Genomic DNA, 17,353 nt, shown 5'->3' with positions numbered 1-17,353 from the left:
TCGTCACGTCACCTGCAGAATATGTTCGGTCTCATTGAATTTTCCTGAGCGAGAGGCCCGGTTGTTTTCTGCTGCGGAAACCATGGCCGACCGTTTTCAACCGAGTCGGCCGAAAGCGGTCCTTGGATGAACGTCCGGTCTTGGCCAGTTCCCTTCGATACCGGCCGATCTATCCCTGCCGACCGGGTCTCTGGCAACGTTTGATAGCCCGCACCCGGCAACCCAATCCTGGGAGCGACCTGCCAACAGCGCCACATCTCAACTTCGCAAACCCCTCAAAGCAACCGTTCAATGGCAGAATCTCCTCAACTTGATCGTTTTGGAGAACACCATGCTTCGTGCGTTTGAACGAAGGCTCGACCCCTTTCCTCCTGACGAGGTACCACCGCCACCCGATGGTCTGGCTCGCTTCCTGTGGGCCTGTACGCGTGGCGCCCGCGGTTACATCCTTGCACTTGCGCTACTAAGTGCCGGTGTGTCGATTTACGAAGCCTGGCTGTTTTCCTTCCTCGGGCAGGTCGTGGACCTGCTCTCGACCTGGCAGGCAGGCGGTGAAGCGGCTGCGCAGGAAAGTCGCGTGTTGTGGGGCATGGGCATCGTAATGGTGACCAGTGTCGGGCTGGTGGCGTTGCGCACCATGGTGCAGCACCAGATACTGGCGATTAACTTGCCGTTGCGGCTGCGCTGGGACTTCCATCGCCTGATGTTGCGGCAAAGCCTTTCGTTTTTTTCCGATGAGTTTTCCGGCCGAGTCACTACCAAGGTGATGCAGACTGCGCTAGCGGTGCGCGACGTGCTATTCACCCTTATCGAGATCGCACCCGGGATCGGAGTGTATTTCATTGCGATCATCGCACTAGCCGGCGGCTTCGCTTTGAAACTGATGCTGCCTTTCATTGCCTGGGTCGCGTTGTTTGGCCTGGCCATGCTGTACTTCGTGCCCCGTCTGGGGAAAGTCGGGCAGGAACAGGCCAATGCGCGGTCGATGATGACCGGGCGCGTCTCTGACGCCTACACCAACATCACTACGGTGAAGCTGTTCTCCCACTCCAATCGCGAAGCGCACTTCGCGCGCGCGGCAATGGAGGACTTCAAGCAAACCGGTTTTCACCAAATGCGCTTGGTCAGCCAGTTCGAGATCGTCAACCAGGCGTTGGTGGTGGCGTTGATCATGGCATCCGGTGGCTATGCTCTGTGGCTATGGCACCAGGGAGAGGTTGGTGCAGGTGCCGTGGCGGCGATCACCGCCATGGCGTTGCGTATCAATGGCATGTCGCATTGGATCATGTGGCAAATGACCTCGCTGTTCGAGAGCATCGGCACCGTGCAGGATGGCATGGCAACCCTTACCCGTTGCCCAAAAGTGCAGGATGCGCCGGGGGCCGGCGTGCTGGAGACCTCCGGTGGCGCGGTCACCTTCGATAAGGTGAGCTTCAATTACAATGGTGAACGCCAGGTGCTCGATCACCTGAGCCTGAGTATCCGCCCGGGCGAAAAAATCGGCTTGGTTGGCCGCTCTGGCGCCGGCAAATCCACGCTTATCAACTTGCTGCTGCGTTTCTATGACGTCGACAGCGGGGAGATTCGCATCGACGGCCAAAACATCGCACAAGTGACGCAAGACAGTCTGCGCGGCTGCATCGGTATGGTCACGCAGGATACCTCCCTGCTGCACCGTTCCATTCGCGACAACATCGCCTATGGCCGTCCCGATGCGACCGACGCGCAAATCCGCAGCGCCGCGGCCAATGCCCAGGCCGATGAATTCATCAGCCAATTGAGCGACCGGCAAGGCCATACCGGCTACGACACCTTAGTGGGCGAGCGCGGCATCAAGCTGTCGGGTGGCCAGCGCCAACGCGTCGCGATTGCCCGGGTGATGCTCAAGAACGCCCCGATCCTGCTTCTTGACGAGGCCACCAGCGCGCTGGACTCGGAAGTCGAAGTGGCCATTCAGGAAAGCCTTGATGAGATGATGCAGGGCAAGACCGTGATCGCCATTGCTCACCGGCTGTCCACGATTGCAGCCATGGACCGGCTCATCGTCATGGACGACGGCCGCATCATCGAACAGGGGACTCACACCGAATTGCTCGCGAAGAACGGCGTCTATGCGCGGCTGTGGCAGCATCAAAGCGGCGGGTTCCTCGGTGAGGATCAGGGGGTGGTCGAGGCTATGGATCAGGTGTGAGCGTGAAGGGTGCGCAGCAGGGGAAGGGGCTTTGAGCGGTGCAGTGGGGCGAGAGGGTAGGCTCGCGACCGGTTGAATCCACAGGCGATTTCTGCCTGTCACGAGGGGCAGCAATATGCAATTACCCAGCTGATTGAATCGTTGCTCAAGGCTTTCTTTTGCAACGCGACTTGGGCGCACCGTATCCCCAAGTGATTATGGTCTCGGCCTGATGCTCCCAAAGCGTTTCATTGCGCCCAAGGTACTTCATGCCACTGCCACCTGGCTGCTGGTACATCAGCGATACGCTGTCGCCACGCTCGGCGATTAATGTCGGCGGATCGGTTTTGAAGAACATGACAGTCACCTCTCCAGCAGGGTTGCCGTCGCATTCGTAATAGACAGGCCCAGTGCCCGGTACCAGTCGGTACCGTGCTTGCAACTCGGCGATGCGGCGCTGGTATTCCATGTGCAAGCATGCACCGACGTCATCACTCTTCCAGCAGTCGTCGCGTCCCTTGATCCATCCACGTTGTTCTGCTTTTAGCCGGGGAGGATGCTCGTTGCCGGCCTTGATACTCGCACTGGCATAAACTGCCGACAGATTGCGATCGAGCGCGGATAACGTCTTGTCCTCACATATCATCGCTTCGATACTGCCAGGCTCCACCCTGGCGCAATCGTAAGAAGGGCCAGGTGTCACATTGACAGTCGATGACTTTTCCGTGCCGCCCCCAGCCGGCTGCATCGCATTGATATACTGATCAATGTACTGGCACCACTGTTCGGAGCTTCGTTCAGGGACATTTGCCCCATCGCGAACCCCTAACTTGAATTCGATCACCGATTTCCATTCGTCGGAGCCTATATCTGGCCCGTGCCCTTGCGCATCGGCTGTGTGCAGTATCTTATCGATCGATTGATACCATGGGTAAGTGCATATGGATTGCGCCTGAGCAACGCCTGTGGCGCCAGCCAATAACAAAACCAAATATTTGCTCATGCGTGGTCCCTTTTGATTTGTGCGGTCGCCAAGCACCGACCTAAGCCTGATTCATCCGCCAGCGATCGGTGAATCACGCCCGATTTATCTTAGACCCCCCAGGGGCAGTTCTTGGCCGGTATCTCCTTGCCGCGAAGGGCTGCTAAGGGTAGCGCTCTGACCGCAGGCAACGGCCGTACTATAATTAATTTCTGTCAATGTTTGCGTGACGAGCGCTCCAAAGCGAATCAGGTATCCATAGCGTTCACCTGACAGGCGGAGGGCGACACAGCAAATAGGATGGACAGTACGTCTGATTACGCGACAGAGGGTTCAGCCATGAAAATTCACTCCTTCCAGCATTACTCTCATGGTCTGGAAATGGCCGTTCACGATGCATGGATTACCGCCAAGGTGAAGTCGGCCCTGGCATTTTCCGATCCGACCCTTAGCCTGCATATCAATGTCAAAACCCATGCGGGCATAGTGGGGTTAAGCGGCCGCGTCAACACTCATAGACAGTGTGAACAGGCCATTGTTCTGGCCCGTTCGGTTCATGGTGTCGCCGAAGTCGATGCCAGCGACTTGCAGACCCATGTGTTCACGCCAGGGAGTTTTCCAGAAGCGCCCAACGCCGAAGAGAGCACTGAGCGCCGGCCACAATCGTCAACAAAGATGGACGACAAATGATAATGGCAACATTGTAGGCGCCGCGCTGGGACTGACACCGAGGCAACACAGTTCTGGTGGTAAGGATCGATTGCTCGGTATCAGCAAGCGCGGTGATGCCTATCTGCGAACACTGATGGTGCATGGCGCGCGCTCGGCGCTGCGTCACGACACTGATTACCAACCGGATCAGGCAGCGGCCTGATCTACTTATCCGACGTGTTCAACGAGAGAAACAACGCTTAACCACGATTGCAAAGCAACCTGAACGATGGCAAAGCGGTCGAACCGGCATCGGTAAAACCCTCTAATGTCTAAGTGCGAAAAGCACGAAAAAGCAATCGGGAGCGACTTTCACGCAGGGTGGCGAACTCGGTTGGTATCTCTTGATGGCGGACACCCAAACTGGCGACTGTATTCCCGACTGAATTGCGACGGGCTTTCGTAGCCCACTCGATAGCAGGCACTCGCCACATCCAGCCCTTCGCCGAGCAACAGGCGGCGGGCTTCCTGCAGGCGGAGTTGTTTTTGATACTGCAGCGGACTCATGGCCGTCACTGCCTTGAAGCGATGATGCAATGTGGAGCTGCCCAAATTGGCGACCCGGGCGAGTTCTTCGATGCGTAAGGGTTGGGTGTAGTGGTTGTTCAACCAATCGATTGCCCGCGTTACCCGACGCGTTTGCGAGTCACCGAGGGCAAGCTCATACAGACGACGTCCGTGCACGCCTCGCAGGAGGCGGTAATACAGCTCGCGAAGGGCGAGGGGTGCCAGCATGCTGATGTCTTTCGGTGTGTCGAGCAGCCGGACCAACCGAAGCATTGTTTCCAGCAGGGGCACATCGACCTTCTCAAGGAAAAGGCCAAGTTCCGGCTCGTCCGGGACGCCCGTCGGGGGAGCATCGGCGATGACCTGAGCGATTTCCGTGGTCTCGAAATCAAAACGGATGCACAAGTAGGGCGACTCCGGGCTGGCCATCAGCACGCGACCGGAAACCGGCAGCGTCACCGATACCACCAGGTAACTGAGCGGGTCGTACAGGTAATGGTCGTCACCCAGACCGATTTCTTTTTGTCCTTGCACGATGAGGCAAAGTGCCGGCTTGTGCACAGTATGGATAAGCTCCGAAGGCGCATCAAAACGGATGACATGCAGGGGCGCTATGGCGGTCTCATAGATCCCGGGTGTGGTAAACCGTTGCGTCAGCAAGCGAACCAGTTCGTCACGGTAGATAGCCGTGTTCTGAAGGATGAAAGCATCGCTCTGTTCCATTTCAAGGCTCTCACAAGTGTTCATGAACGTCTGCCTGAAACTTTCCAGGCAGACGATATTCACCCGACATCATTAAATTGCTCATTGCCGATAAAGAATCATGCCGGCGTGAAACAGCACATCGTCATGAAAGTGGCCTTCAGCGGTAAAGCCAGTGTCGTCCCAGTACTGGATGTAATCACCGACCAGTTCGTAGCGGCCTTGATAAGCACTCTTATTTTTACCACGGGCCTCGTCGTAACGCCCAGTCGTCAGAAGCTCATGACGGATGAATCCATCAGCGGTGACCCACATGCCTGCGTAACGATGATCTTGAGTGGTTTGTCTGGCATCTTTCATCAGCTTTTCTCCTCGAATGTCAGGTTCAGCCGATACGACCCAAAGCAGTGCGGTTAGAGCCGTCTTCGGCAACGCGAAAACCCGGTGTGCGGTCACTGCCGCCTTCACTTACGCGCATGCCGGGAGTGCGGTCCGAACCATCCTCGGCAACCCTGAAGCCGGGGGTGCGGTCACTTCCGCCTTCACTCACCCGCAGGCCGGGAGTTCGATCAGAACCGTCAGCGGCCAGGTACAGGCTGGTCGAGGAAAGGTTGATCGCGCAGGCCACCATCGCGCTGATCACCAGTGAAAGGGAAAGCCGTTTTGCGTTTTTCATTGTTCAGTCCTCATTGACGTTGTTCATCTGAGTGGCCTGCCGTGGCCTGTGTCTGCGTCCGTTGCGTGCTTTCAGATTACGTAGCCGAGCGCAGCGGTGTTAGGACGAAACTGCCGCAGATTTGCCTGATCCTCTCGGGCTTGTCGAGCATGTCCGGCGACTCCTTTCTGCTGCGGCTCACCCAGCCGTGACGGTCATGCCGCCGTCTGCCATGACCACCGAGCCGACCATGAAGCTGGCACGATCCGAGGCGATGAATGCGACTACTTCGGCGATTTCTTCCGGTTGTGCGGCGCGGCCGATCGGTGCGGCTTCGCCATGTTGGGCGAGAAAGGCAGGGCCATCGTCGACCACATTGTTGAGGATGTTGGTCACCACATCTCCGACACCCACAGCATTGACGCGTATTCCGTGACCAATGACCTCAAGCGCCAGGGTGCGCGTCAATTGGGCAAGCGCGCCTTTAGAGGCTGTGTAGGCGGCAATAGTGGGAAAGGCGAAGTAGGAGGCGTAGGACGCGATGTTGACGATCGAGCCCGATTTGTTGGTCATCATCGCTTTGACCGCTTCCCGGCTGTGCAAGAAGGCTGCGGTGGCATTGACTGCTTGAATGCGCTCCCAGTCGTCACGGGTCATATCGATGACCAGTTTGTTGATGATGATGCCGGCGTTATTGACCAGGATGTCCAGCCGACCGAATTGCTCGACGGCCAGGGCAACCGCGCGCTCGGCGGCATCGTCCTGAGTGATGTCGGCCACCAGAGATACCAGGCCAGGGCGGGCCAGCGCTTCTACTTCAGGATTTATATCTTCGGCAATGACCTTGGCGCCGCGGGCATGCAGCAGCAGTGCGATTGCCTTGCCTATGCCACTGGCTGCGCCAGTGACCAGAGCGACTTTGCCTGCCACTTCGTTCGGCGTGCTGTTATGGAAGTCGGTCATGATGTTCTCCAGCGTTTTGATCGAGTAGGGATAAGCCGTGTTGGCGCCTGCAAGGCGCTGTCATCGGCGACGGGCCTACTGTCTCGCAGCGAGGCGAGGTCGGCTTTCGTGAGATTGCCCACGCTGTCGGGGTTTTGCGCCGAATGTCAGTCAGGGAGGTTCGGTGCTCGATTCAACCAACGGGGAAAGCCCGATATCATTGATCCGGGCTCAACACGCAGATTTCGGGCAAGTGCCTGGTGAAGGCTGTCTGGCTTTGCACAACCGAGTATGAAAAGGACGTGTTCATGACAAACACCAGACGAACGTCCCTGGCACAGATGTCGACTTCCTCCCAAGACTTGCGCATCACAGGGGAGTCGATGCGTGAATACCTGCCAGGCGAACCGCAGGCGTTACCACCGTGCCGGGAAATCAAGGACATCGTGATTCAGCTCTTTACCCATCGCAGCGTCATTGAGCCCATTCTCGTGCCTGCGGTGGTGGAACCGCTGCTCGTCCTGGTTCTGGCGGGGGCGGCGAGGGTGGAGGAGCGCGTGCTGGGTGGGGAGTGGGAAGCGGCAGAGGTCAGCGCTGGCGATTTTTTCCTCACCAGTTCCGATGAGCCTTATGAAATGCGCTGGCAGACTCACGGAGGCGATACCTTCGAAGTGATGCATCTTTATCTGGGGCTGCCGCTGATCGAGCAAGCGTCTCGAGAGCTGTTGGGTGAGCACGTCGGGCCTGTGCGTTTGCGCGATGTTTCAGGGGGACGGGACGGGCGCGTCGCGTTTGTCATGGAGCAGCTGCGCAACGAACTGGTCCTGGAACGCTCGCCCAGCTCGCTTTTCGCCCGCTCTCTGGCGCAGGCGTTGGTCGTACATCTGGTGCGCAGCTATATCGTCGATACCCAGCCCGGGCGTCGGGTCAATGCCTTGCAAGCCTACAAGCTGCGCAAGGTCACTGACGCCATGAACGCGGATCTGGGCGCTGAATTCAGTCTGGAAAAGCTGGCCAGACTGGCCGAGCTGAGTGAATACCACTTCAGCCGCATGTTCAAGCGTGCGACAGGACTGTCGCCTTCACAGTACTTCATCCGCTTGCGCATGGTTCGCGCACGGCACCTGCTACTGGAGACCCGGCGTAGCGTCATCGATGTCGGGCTGGAGGTCGGCTACTCAAGCCCCAGTCACTTCTCCCAGGTATTTCGTCGTGAGGTGGGCGTAACGCCCAGTGAGTTCCGTGGGGCTTGAGCGTCGCTGCGTTACATGTTTTGCAGACGATGCGCACAGACACGAATAGGCAAAAGTTGCGCAGGTTTTGGCACGCGTCGACGAGGCCCGTGCCCTTAATCTTTCCGACGTACCCCGCAGCAACGTCCGCGTCTTCAGCGGTCGGCGCTGAACTTCAATGCATACAGCAGGAGCTACGGATATGTCGAACATTCACAACAAAGTCGTCCTGATTACCGGTGCAAGCAGTGGTATTGGCGACGCGGCGGCGAGGTTGATCGCCGCCAAAGGTGCCCATGTGGTACTCGGTGCCCGCCGTACCGAACGTCTGGAAAAACTAGTGCGCGAGATCCAGGCTGAAGGTGGCTCGGCAAGCGCCCGCGCACTGGACGTTACGGATCTGCAATCCATGCAGGCGTTCGTGACGTTCGCCAAGGCGCAATACGGCAAGGTTGATGTGATCATCAATAACGCAGGCGTGATGCCCCTGTCTCCCCTGGCATCGTTGAAGGTCAACGAATGGAACCAGATGCTCGATGTCAACGTTCGCGGGGTGCTGCATGGTATCGCTGCGGTCTTGCCGGACATGCAGGCGCAAGGGTACGGCCAGGTCATCAATATCTCGTCGATCGGTGGTCTTGCAGTCTCTCCGACAGCCGCGGTCTACTGCGCGACCAAATTCGCAGTCAGGGCTATCTCGGATGGTCTGCGGCAGGAAACGGACAAGATCCGGGTCACCGTAGTGTGCCCGGGGGTCGTTGAGTCCGAACTGGCGGATACGATTTCGGATGATGTGGCCCGCGAGGAAATGAAAGCCTTCCGGCGTGTGGCGCTCAACGCAGACGCCATTGCGCGAGCACTCGCCTATGCCATCGAACAGCCCGACGATGTTGATGTGAGTGAGATTGTGGTTCGTCCGACCGCCAGCCCACACTGAGCAGTCTTGGGAGCAAGGCGCACCCTGGTTCGGAAGCAGTCGTTCATGAGCGGCTGCTCTCGACCGGTTGAATCCACAACCCATTCAGGCAGTCAGCTCGTGGGCCGGGCAGTACCATTGGTGGGATCTCCCTCAGAGAGCATCTGAGTGAGGCGTTCACGCTCCTCAGTTCTTGGCAGCACACCAGAGGTTGTCGCCTCCACTACAGTGATACCTTCTGAATTGACTATCTTGACTTCGGCCTTTGCGTGACCCCGCTCATCAATATCAGCGATGAGCCAGTGGCAGGTAATCTGTTGTCCCGCGTAAACGGGATGCTTGAACTCGAAACTCATCCCTGTCGCGAGCCAACCAATCTGCCCGCCAATTTCGGTGACCAGGCTGGCGGTCAGAAGACCATGGGCAATGGGGGCTCTGAACCTGCGCAGCTGCGCGTAGCGTGCATCACAGTGAACCGGATTGTAATCTCGTGAAATCTGCGCGAATTGACGAATATCGTCATCTGAAAAGCAGCGAACTACAGTGAATCGGTCTCCGACCTTGAGACCTTCGGCAGCGCACTCTCTTGGGCTTTTCATTACGGCTCCCTGGTTAAAAAGTATGTTCGGGGCCAGGAAATGTTCCTGCCTCCACCTCAAGTGCAAAGTCCTTTGCCGCAGTGTGGAGTACCGAGCGAAGGTCGGCGTACTGTTTGACGAATCGCGGCATGCGGCCGGTGCGTAGTCCGGCCATGTCCTGCCAGACCAGAACCTGAGCGTCGCACTGGTTACCGGCGCCAATCCCGACGGTCGGAATTGAAATCGCTTCGGTGATCGCTCGACCTACATTACCCGGCACCATTTCGATCAAGATAGCGAATGCGCCAGCTGCTTCTAACGCTTTGGCAATGTCTATCAGACGCTGCGCGTCTTCACCCCGGCCCTGGACGCGATAGCCACCCAATTGATGCTCCAGCTGTGGTGTGAAGCCAATGTGCGCCATGACAGGTATGCCTGAGCCGGCGAGTTTCTCGACTTGAGGTAGTACTTCGATCCCGCCCTCAAGTTTGACCGCATGCGCACCGGCTTCTTTCATGAATCGCACGGCAGTGTGGAAGCATTGCTCCACCGAGCCCTGGTAAGAGCCGAATGGAAGGTCGGCAATCACCAGTACCCGTTGAGTCGAACGGGTGACGGCGCGAACCAGAGGGATAAGTTCGTCAACGGTGACGGATAACGTGGACTCGTTGCCATAGACGTTGTTGGAGGCCGAGTCGCCTACCAGCAGGACGGGTATTCCGGCTTCTTCGAAAATGGCTGCGCTGTACATGTCATACGCGGTGAGCATCGCCCATTTCTGGCCCTCCACTTTCATCCGTTTCAGATGCGGTACCCGGACGCGTGTCGTCTGCCGGGCGAGAGGGGTGTTGCCATAGGGTGAAGGCTGATCGTTCATGGGGGTATCTCGTTGAAGGTGAATTAATCCAGCAACTGTTCGGCAAACAGAGCCACGGCGATGAGGATCATGGCTGCTCCAGAAAAACGACTGACCAGGCGAGCGGCGGCTGGGCGTGCCCGAAGAACAACCTGCGAGCCAAATCCGACCAGAAGGTAGATCACGCCACAACTGAAAGTGTGGACGAGCCCCAGCGCAATCATTTGCACAGGTACAGGCCAGGGTGCAGTGGCGTCGGCAAATTGAGGCAGGAGTGCCAGGAACAGCAAAAACACTTTTGGATTCAGCCCGCTGATGCAAAGCCCCTTGAGCGCCCAGCGCTTCCATGAGCCTGACGCCTGAACCTCATCCGCGTGCGGTGTGGAGGGGTACACGAGCATGCTGATGCCCAACCAAAGCAGGTAACCCGCGCCGGCCATCGTCAGCACCGACATGGTCACAGGGTGGTTGGCGACCAGGGTGCCAACACCACCGGCTACCACCATTGTGGCAATCAAGTGGCCGGATAACAGTCCGCCCACAGCGGGTATGACGACCCGATGCTTCAAGCCGGCGGATATCGCGTAGGCCCAATCGGCTCCAGGTGTGATGACGAACAAAATCGACACAGCCCAGAAGGCAACAAAAACACTGAAGGTCATGGCGTCACCTGCGCCAGTTCATAGTTCACCGCGTAATTCATCATCCCGTCTCTCACATCAATGGCCGTCCCTCTTGTTTTCTGAAGTGGGGTACGGTTGTTAAAGATCGGAGGAAGATTAATGAAATATGGTTAGAATTAACTTTCAAAAATGGTCGTTTTGATTTTGTAGATTGGGAGATTATTCTGCGTGGACAGAATTGACCGGAATATTCTTGCGGAGCTGCAAAAGGATGGCCGTCTTTCGGTCACTGAGCTTGCCGAACGTGTAGGCCTGAGCCTCTCTCCTTGCCATCGGCGAGTGCGGGCACTGGAGGAGTCCGGTGTGTTGCTGGGCTATCGAGCGCAGCTTGATCCCGGTGCATTGGGCCTGAATTTTTCCGCAATGGTGTTTGCCACCCTTCGAGAGGGAAACCGGCAAGCTGTCGAGGCGTTCGAGACGGCGCTCGTTGAGATCCCGCAAGTGGTCGATGCCCAGAGGTTATTTGGGGAGCCGGACTACTTGCTGCACGTCATTGCCCAGGACCTGCCAGCCTTTCAAAGACTTTACGATGAGAGCCTTTCGACATTACCTAATGTGCAACGGCTGACCTCGACCCTGGTCATGAAGCGGGTCATTCAAGACAGACCGCTTCCTTTGTGATTGACGTGGCAGGTCTTCTGTTTCTTGCAGGATTTTGTGGGATTTTGGGACGACTGCTTCTGGCCGGTTTCTGCCGGTCACCACCGGCAGCTATGGGATGAAAGCCACCTCTTACGACTCGACTGCGTCGGCCAAAACCAATTGCTTGCGGCACGGAACCTCTCATCTTTGGCATGACGCGCACGTCCACATTTCAAATGTTTAGCTTCGAAGCAGGAAAGGCGTCACTCTCGCGGATCGACACTACAAGACGTGTGAACTGGGCAAGCGGCGTTCCAACAGGCCATTCGCCTCACTAGGGTCTGTTGACGTTTCGCTCCGAACCGCCGCGATCAGGGAAACAGGACTGCCGCCGCGAGATACAGCAGCAACGCCAGCAGCAACACCACGGTGAAACCCAGGTGGATTGCCAGCAGGGTCGCCAGCACGGCCGCCACCACCGATACGCTGGCGTTGACACCCCAGGCGATCGGCACCAGTGCTTCGGCGCACGCGGAGACGCGCCCGAGTCCGAGCGGAAACGGCATGCCCATGGCGAACGCCAGCGGCGCTACCAGCGCGGCGCAGATGCCGAACCTGGCGAGGGTCCCCAACGGCGCCAGCAGCTGGAACAACGAGGGCAGGGCGATCAGGTAGAGCAGGGCGATCGCGCAGATCGCCAGGACTGGCCGCGCGAGCGGATGACGGGGCCCCACACCCGTTTCAATATCCCCCCGCCGTCGGCCGGAGTAACGGCTGCCGAGGCCAGCGAAGATCAGGAACGCGCTGAGCGTTACCGCCACCGAATACAACGGGTGGCTGAGGAACAGGGTGAACTTCTGGATGAAGGCGATTTCCACGAACATGAAGGCGAAGCCGATGGCGGCGAAGTAGGACACGACCCGAAGTTCGAACCTGGCCAAAGCCGCATTCCGAGAGCGTCGCTGGCGCCGCCGTGCCACCCATAGCGGCGCCAGGATCAGCAGCACGGCGGCCACGCTGGACTGCAGCAGCGTGGCGATCAGCACCGGATAGCCCCACTCCAGCATTGACAGGCCGCCCTGGGCCTTCAGCGCCAACAGTTCCGGCAGCGAGCGCCACTTGAAGAAGTGGAAGAAATACGGCCGATCATCCGTAGTCGGACGCACGTCGAACTTGTAGCGCGCCAGGAACTCCGCGCGCTCGCCGGACAGCAGGGCCTGCGCCGCGTCGAAGAACCAGGGCCGGTCGAGCAGGTTGTAGCGGTTCGCCTCGGCCACGGTCATCCCGGGGTAGTAGGCCAGGTCGAAGGAGCGCGCCCGGCAGAATTCCCGCAGCACGACGATGCCGGCGTCGTCGAAATCCCTGTTGCTGACCAGCAGCGTCGCGGTCTTCCAGCCGCGGATCATGACGATGCGGCGCGCCGCGCTGGCCTGCCCGTCGCGCTCGATGGCCGCGGCCGCGGTGGCCAGCAGCCTGGGAACATCGCGCGGCGGCAGGGCGACCCAGCGGGTGATGGCCAGCAGGCCGCCGGGCGCGAGATGGCGCAGGTACTCGGCGAAGGCATCAACCGTGTACAAGTAGTTCTCGGACAGCGCATGCAGGCCGCCTGAGGCAGTGCCGAAGGAGTCCAGCAGGGCGATCTGGATCAGGTCGTAAGGCTCGCCGCGCGAAGCCACCAGGCCGCGCGCCTCGCCGATCAGCACACGGACGTTGGGCGCGCTGTACGGCTTGCCGGAGAAGTCGGCGAAGTGGCGCTGGACCAGATCGATCACCTGTGGGTTCAGTTCGATGGCATCCACCGCACTGGCGCCGTGATAGATCGCCTGCAGCACATCGGCGCCGGCGCCGCTGCCCAGCACCAGCACGCGGGGTTGGCGCAGCAAGTGATAGGGCAGCGCTGAGGTCAGGTAGTCCAGGTAGGCGAGCGGCTCGCGGCGCCCGTCATAGCGGTTCAGCACGGAAAGGCCGTCGCCGTCGGTGAAGACGGCCAGTTGTGCGGGCGGTTCCTGCGTCGCGTTGAGGCTCAGGCCCGGCGCGTGGCGCAGGGGAATGGTCGGGCTGTCGACGACCGTGAGCAGGCCCAGCGGACTCCAGGTCTGGGCGATTGCGCGCGCATCCTTGATACGCAGCGCCTGGCTCAGTTCCTTGTACTCGGAGGGCGACAGGGCGATCCAGCGTCCGGGCACGCCGGCCGGCACCGCGACTGCCACCGCCAGCAGCAGCGGCGCGAGCCAGTGCCTATGCCCCGTGCAAGCCATGCTAGCCAACGCCCCGGCGGCGATGCCGGTGCCGCCCAGCAGCCGCAGCGCATCGACGGGCGTCAGGGCGAACAGCGCGGCGACGATCGCCAGGCTGCCCACGCCGGCGCCGAGAATGTCGAAGGCGTAGATCCGGTGAATCTGTTCCTGAAAGCAGGTGAAGGTCAGGCAGATGCACACAGCCGCGCAGAAGAACGGCACGAACAGCAGCAGGTAGATCATCAGCAGGCGCGCCGACTGCCGCGCGTCCCAGAGGATCTCGAGGGGATTGAACGGAACCTGCTGAGCCAGGCTGAAGCAGGCGATGGCGCTCAGCCCGAACAGCACCGCGCCGCCGATGAACACGCCATGGAAGCGCGGCGCCAGCACAGGCCGCGCCAGCGCCACGGCGGTGCCGGCAGCGCCGTAGCCGAGCAGCGCGACGCTGATCATCATGTAGGCGAAATGGTGCCACTGGACGATCGAAAGCAGTCGCAGCAGCAGCACCTCATAGCCGAGCGCGGAGGCAGACAGCAGCGTCAGGGCGAGCAATGGTGGCGAATGCATGCTCAACCGCCTCCGACCAGCGGCACGAAGCGCACAGGCAGTACCTGCCGGGTGGACACACTGCCATCGCCGGCCTTCTCGATCAGCAGCAGGTACTGGATCATGAACGGCGCGCCGACCGGGATTACCATCCGTCCGCCGGCCTTGAGCTGGGCGATCAGTGGCGGCGGCACATGGCTGGCGGCGGCGGTGACGAGGATGGCGTCGTAAGGACCGTGCTCGGGCCAGCCGTGGTAGCCATCACCCAGCCGGGCATGCACCTTCGCATATCCCAGACGGCCCAAGCGCTCCCCGGCCTGCACTGCCAGCGGCTCGATGATCTCCATCGTGTAGACCGCCTGCGCTAGCTCGGCGAGGATCGCCGCCTGGTAGCCCGAGCCGGTGCCAATCTCGAGCACCACGTCGCCGGGCCCGACCTGCGTCAGGTCAGTCATCAGGGCGACGATGTAGGGTTGGGAGATGGTCTGGCCGTAGCCGATCGGCAGCGGGCGATTCTCGTAGGCGTAGGGCACCTCGTCGGGCGGGACGAACTTATGGCGTGGCACCTTGGCCATTGCGGCCATCACCGGCGCGGCAAACTCGACTTTGCCGGTTTCGTCGCGGGTGACGGACGACATGTTGACGATCTCCCGCACCATGGCGTCGCGCAACGGCGCGAACGGGTCGTCGGCATGCAGGCCGGCAGATGCCAGCGCCAGAGCGATGGCAGGTGCCAGGATGCGCGTCAGGAGCATCACCGGCTTCACAATGACTCATCCGCCTGAGGAATAGTCGAATCGTATGGCCGGCGGGCTGACTCGGCAAGCCGGGGGTGCCGGCGACCAAACCAGGCTGCGGCGACTGCCCGGGAAAATATCGCAACCTTGTCATTTGCCAAGGCTTAGGGCAGGGTCGATACCACTGAGGTCCCTGCCAAAGGAGTCACCCATGTCAAAGCTATATCCCAGTATCGATCCCGAGGGGCTGGTCGAGTACTCAGTGGTCTACACCGACCGCTCGCTCAACCACATGTCGCAGTCATTTCAAGGCGTGATGAAGAACATTTCCAAGACCCTGAAACAGGTCTACAACGCCCAGGCGGTTGCGGTGGTTCCGGGCAGCGGCACATTCGGCATGGAAGCGGTGGCGCGACAGTTTGCCACCGGCCAGCAATGCCTGGTGATACGCAACGGCTGGTTCAGTTATCGCTGGAGCCAGATCCTTGAGATGGGCAACATCCCGGCGGCCACCACGGTGCTGAAAGCCCGACCTGTCGACACTGGTCGCCAGGCTGCCTACGCTCCACCCCCTCTGGACGAAGTGCTGGCAGCTATTGCGGCGCAGAAGCCGCAGATTGTCTTCGCCCCCCATGTTGAAACCTCATCAGGGATTCTCCTGCCCGACGAGTACCTGCGTGCCGTCGGCGACGCGGTGCATGCGGTGGGTGGCCTGTTCGTGCTGGACTGCATCGCCTCAGGCACGCTTTGGGTTGATATGCACAAATGCGCAGTCGACCTGCTGATCAGCGCGCCGCAGAAAGGCTGGAGCGCCTCCCCTTGCTGCGCCCTGGTGATGCTCAGTGCTTTGGCCCTCGAGCGTATCGAACAGACGCAAAGCAGCAGCTTCGCCTGCGACCTGAAAAAGTGGCTTCAGATCATGCAGGCCTACGAACAGGGCGGACATGCCTACCATGCGACCATGCCCAGCGATTCCCTCGCGCGGTTTAACGAAGTGATGAAAGAGACGCAAGCCTACGGTTTCGACAAGGTCCGCGGCGAACAACAGGCTCTGGGTGATCGGGTGCGCGCAATGTTGACCGGCAAAGGCATCAAAAGCGTGGCCGCAGCCGGCTTTCAGGCCCCTGGCGTAGTGGTGAGCTACACCGATGATGCCGACATCAAGAGCGGCAGGAAATTTGCCAACCACGGCCTGCAGATCGCCGCCGGAGTGCCGTTGCAATGCGACGAGCCGGCCGATTTCCAGACCTTTCGCATCGGCCTGTTCGGACTCGAAAAGCTGCACAATATCGAGCGCACGGTCAGCACCCTCGAGAAGGTACTGGACGAGGTGATGGATAACTAAGCGCGCATCCTGGCAACATCACTGTCGCATTTAAACGCGACAGTGATGTTGCCAGAAAGAAGTCAGGCGTATTAGTTGGAGGAGTGGCAATGACAATAATCGATGTGAAATCCCGATTCGAAGCCAAACTACTTCGTCCGGCAAAGCCTGGTAATGATACGTCGTGGGCGTTCGCAGTACTGCCAAGAGACGCGAGTGAATCGCTTCCGAGGCGAGGAAGGACGACAGTTGAAGGCACAATCAATGGGCACCATTTCCAGGCAACCCTTGAGCCCGATGGTCAGTTGAGTCATTGGCTGAAGGTAAGTAGCGAGTTACTCGACGCCGCAGGTGTGGCCGTTGGGGATATCGTTACATTCGAGCTGACCCCTGTGAAAAAGGAACCCGAGCCTGACATCCCGGCAGACTTTGAGGAAGCACTGGCAGCCACTCCTGAGGCTCGTAAAGTTTGGAATAATACAACGACCATCGCACGAGTAGACTGGATCCACTGGATTACTTCAGCCAAGCAACTAAAGACCCGCGAAAAGCGAATTGGTGATGCCTGCGATATGCTTGCAACCGGCAAGAAGCAGGTTTGCTGTTTCGACCAGTCCGGCTATTACAGTAAGGCCTTCCGTGCGCCCGAGGCAGAAAATTCTTAAATGGAATATTCCGTTGAATACGCCTGACGATGCGTCCATCTTCCACCAGACAATACGCTTGAATAGTCAAAGTGTGGGTGACAGCGATTGGCCTGGACCCAGCCATGTACGGTACTCACACACTACGGCGAACCAAGGCATCGCTGATCTATCGCAGGACGAACAACCTGAGAGCTGTCCAGCTTCTGCTTGGTCATACGACGCTTGAAAGCGCCGTCAGATACCTGGGAATCGAGGTCGATGATGCCTTGGAAATGCCGGAACAAACGGAAGTGTCCCGTCCTGAATAAGGTTTACACCTTCTGATCTGTTTCCAGGAGGACGTAAT

The 17,353-nt window shown here is 59.2% G+C and carries 17 protein-coding genes and 2 pseudogenes; 9 read left to right on the top strand and 10 right to left on the bottom strand.

Annotated elements, in window-relative coordinates; translation table 11 throughout:
- Positions 1–331: 331 nt before the first annotated feature.
- A complete protein-coding gene (locus tag AC3WTM_RS24715) occupies positions 332–2,191 on the top strand; it encodes an ABC transporter ATP-binding protein (protein ID WP_102670055.1) in 1,860 nt (619 codons plus the stop codon).
- A gap of 145 nt (positions 2,192–2,336) precedes the next feature.
- Here AC3WTM_RS24715 and AC3WTM_RS24710 read toward each other — a convergent pair whose 3' ends face one another.
- A complete protein-coding gene (locus AC3WTM_RS24710; RefSeq protein WP_173677914.1) occupies positions 2,337–3,173 on the bottom strand; it encodes an MliC family protein in 837 nt (278 codons plus the stop codon).
- A 318-nt stretch (positions 3,174–3,491) separates the two neighbouring features.
- On the opposite strand from AC3WTM_RS24710, the gene AC3WTM_RS24705 reads away from it, so the two are divergent.
- A complete protein-coding gene (locus tag AC3WTM_RS24705) occupies positions 3,492–3,842 on the top strand; it encodes a BON domain-containing protein (RefSeq protein WP_057715287.1) in 351 nt (116 codons plus the stop codon).
- A 19-nt stretch (positions 3,843–3,861) separates the two neighbouring features.
- A pseudogene (locus tag AC3WTM_RS24700) lies at positions 3,862–4,026 on the top strand (transposase); the annotation flags it as partial.
- 149 nt (positions 4,027–4,175) lie between these two features.
- Here AC3WTM_RS24700 and AC3WTM_RS24695 read toward each other — a convergent pair.
- The 4 genes from AC3WTM_RS24695 to AC3WTM_RS24680 all read right to left on the bottom strand — a co-directional run bounded on the left by AC3WTM_RS24695 (position 4,176) and on the right by AC3WTM_RS24680 (position 6,690).
- Positions 4,176–5,093, bottom strand: a complete 918-nt coding sequence (locus AC3WTM_RS24695; RefSeq protein WP_102670056.1) for an AraC family transcriptional regulator — start codon at positions 5,091–5,093, stop codon at positions 4,176–4,178.
- An 81-nt stretch (positions 5,094–5,174) separates the two neighbouring features.
- Positions 5,175–5,432, bottom strand: a complete 258-nt coding sequence (locus AC3WTM_RS24690) for an Atu4866 domain-containing protein (RefSeq protein ID WP_102670057.1) — start codon at positions 5,430–5,432, stop codon at positions 5,175–5,177.
- Between the two features lie 25 nt (positions 5,433–5,457).
- The gene (locus AC3WTM_RS24685) at positions 5,458–5,748 is read right to left on the bottom strand and encodes a hypothetical protein (RefSeq protein ID WP_102670058.1); all 291 of its coding nucleotides are present in this window, start codon (positions 5,746–5,748) and stop codon (positions 5,458–5,460) included.
- A 177-nt stretch (positions 5,749–5,925) separates the two neighbouring features.
- Entirely contained in the window at positions 5,926–6,690 is a 765-nt protein-coding gene (locus AC3WTM_RS24680; protein WP_102670059.1) for an SDR family NAD(P)-dependent oxidoreductase, read from the bottom strand.
- A 287-nt stretch (positions 6,691–6,977) separates the two neighbouring features.
- On the opposite strand from AC3WTM_RS24680, the gene AC3WTM_RS24675 reads away from it, so the two are divergent.
- Both AC3WTM_RS24675 and AC3WTM_RS24670 read left to right on the top strand, forming a co-directional pair.
- Positions 6,978–7,922, top strand: a complete 945-nt coding sequence (locus AC3WTM_RS24675) for a helix-turn-helix domain-containing protein (RefSeq protein ID WP_102670060.1) — start codon at positions 6,978–6,980, stop codon at positions 7,920–7,922.
- A gap of 181 nt (positions 7,923–8,103) precedes the next feature.
- Positions 8,104–8,838, top strand: coding sequence for an SDR family oxidoreductase (locus tag AC3WTM_RS24670; protein WP_102670061.1), 735 nt, complete (start codon positions 8,104–8,106; stop codon positions 8,836–8,838).
- Between the two features lie 92 nt (positions 8,839–8,930).
- Here AC3WTM_RS24670 and AC3WTM_RS24665 read toward each other — a convergent pair whose 3' ends face one another.
- From AC3WTM_RS24665 to AC3WTM_RS24655, 3 genes are read right to left on the bottom strand one after another with little or no spacing between them, the layout of a single operon-like run.
- Positions 8,931–9,416 carry a MaoC family dehydratase gene (locus tag AC3WTM_RS24665; protein WP_102670062.1) on the bottom strand — a complete coding sequence of 162 codons (486 nt, stop codon included), beginning with the start codon at positions 9,414–9,416 and terminating at the stop codon, positions 8,931–8,933.
- 13 nt (positions 9,417–9,429) lie between these two features.
- Positions 9,430–10,272 (bottom strand): 3-methyl-2-oxobutanoate hydroxymethyltransferase, encoded by an 843-nt coding sequence (panB, locus tag AC3WTM_RS24660; RefSeq protein ID WP_102670063.1) that lies wholly within the window; start codon positions 10,270–10,272, stop codon positions 9,430–9,432.
- Positions 10,273–10,295: 23 nt separating this feature from the next.
- Positions 10,296–10,913, bottom strand: coding sequence for a LysE family translocator (locus AC3WTM_RS24655; RefSeq protein ID WP_102670064.1), 618 nt, complete (start codon positions 10,911–10,913; stop codon positions 10,296–10,298).
- Between the two features lie 189 nt (positions 10,914–11,102).
- Here AC3WTM_RS24655 and AC3WTM_RS24650 point away from each other — a divergent pair, with 189 nt between their 5' ends.
- Entirely contained in the window at positions 11,103–11,555 is a 453-nt protein-coding gene (locus AC3WTM_RS24650) for an Lrp/AsnC family transcriptional regulator (RefSeq protein WP_102670065.1), read from the top strand.
- 332 nt (positions 11,556–11,887) lie between these two features.
- Here the strand turns inward: AC3WTM_RS24650 and AC3WTM_RS24645 are convergent, their stop codons facing one another.
- Together AC3WTM_RS24645 and AC3WTM_RS24640 are read right to left on the bottom strand one after the other, a co-directional pair.
- Positions 11,888–14,320, bottom strand: coding sequence for a spermine/spermidine synthase domain-containing protein (locus AC3WTM_RS24645; protein ID WP_102670066.1), 2,433 nt, complete (start codon positions 14,318–14,320; stop codon positions 11,888–11,890).
- 2 nt (positions 14,321–14,322) lie between these two features.
- Positions 14,323–15,054 carry a protein-L-isoaspartate(D-aspartate) O-methyltransferase gene (locus tag AC3WTM_RS24640; protein ID WP_102670112.1) on the bottom strand — a complete coding sequence of 244 codons (732 nt, stop codon included), beginning with the start codon at positions 15,052–15,054 and terminating at the stop codon, positions 14,323–14,325.
- A 193-nt stretch (positions 15,055–15,247) separates the two neighbouring features.
- Between AC3WTM_RS24640 and AC3WTM_RS24635 the strand changes: the two genes are divergently transcribed.
- The 3 genes and pseudogenes from AC3WTM_RS24635 to AC3WTM_RS24625 form a co-directional block, all read left to right on the top strand.
- Complete coding sequence (locus AC3WTM_RS24635) at positions 15,248–16,381, top strand: aminotransferase class V-fold PLP-dependent enzyme (protein WP_102670067.1); 1,134 nt, start codon at positions 15,248–15,250, stop codon at positions 16,379–16,381.
- Positions 16,382–16,470: 89 nt separating this feature from the next.
- Positions 16,471–17,025 (top strand): YdeI/OmpD-associated family protein, encoded by a 555-nt coding sequence (locus tag AC3WTM_RS24630; RefSeq protein WP_102670068.1) that lies wholly within the window; start codon positions 16,471–16,473, stop codon positions 17,023–17,025.
- 41 nt (positions 17,026–17,066) lie between these two features.
- Positions 17,067–17,315 (top strand): annotated as a pseudogene (locus AC3WTM_RS24625) (tyrosine-type recombinase/integrase); the annotation flags it as partial.
- Positions 17,316–17,353 lie beyond the last annotated feature (38 nt).

Source organism: Pseudomonas sp. EU05-FHT14B02 (genome assembly GCF_058791055.1).
The sequence above is the reverse complement of the archived record's forward strand: the minus strand, read 5'-3'. Positions and strand labels throughout refer to the sequence as shown.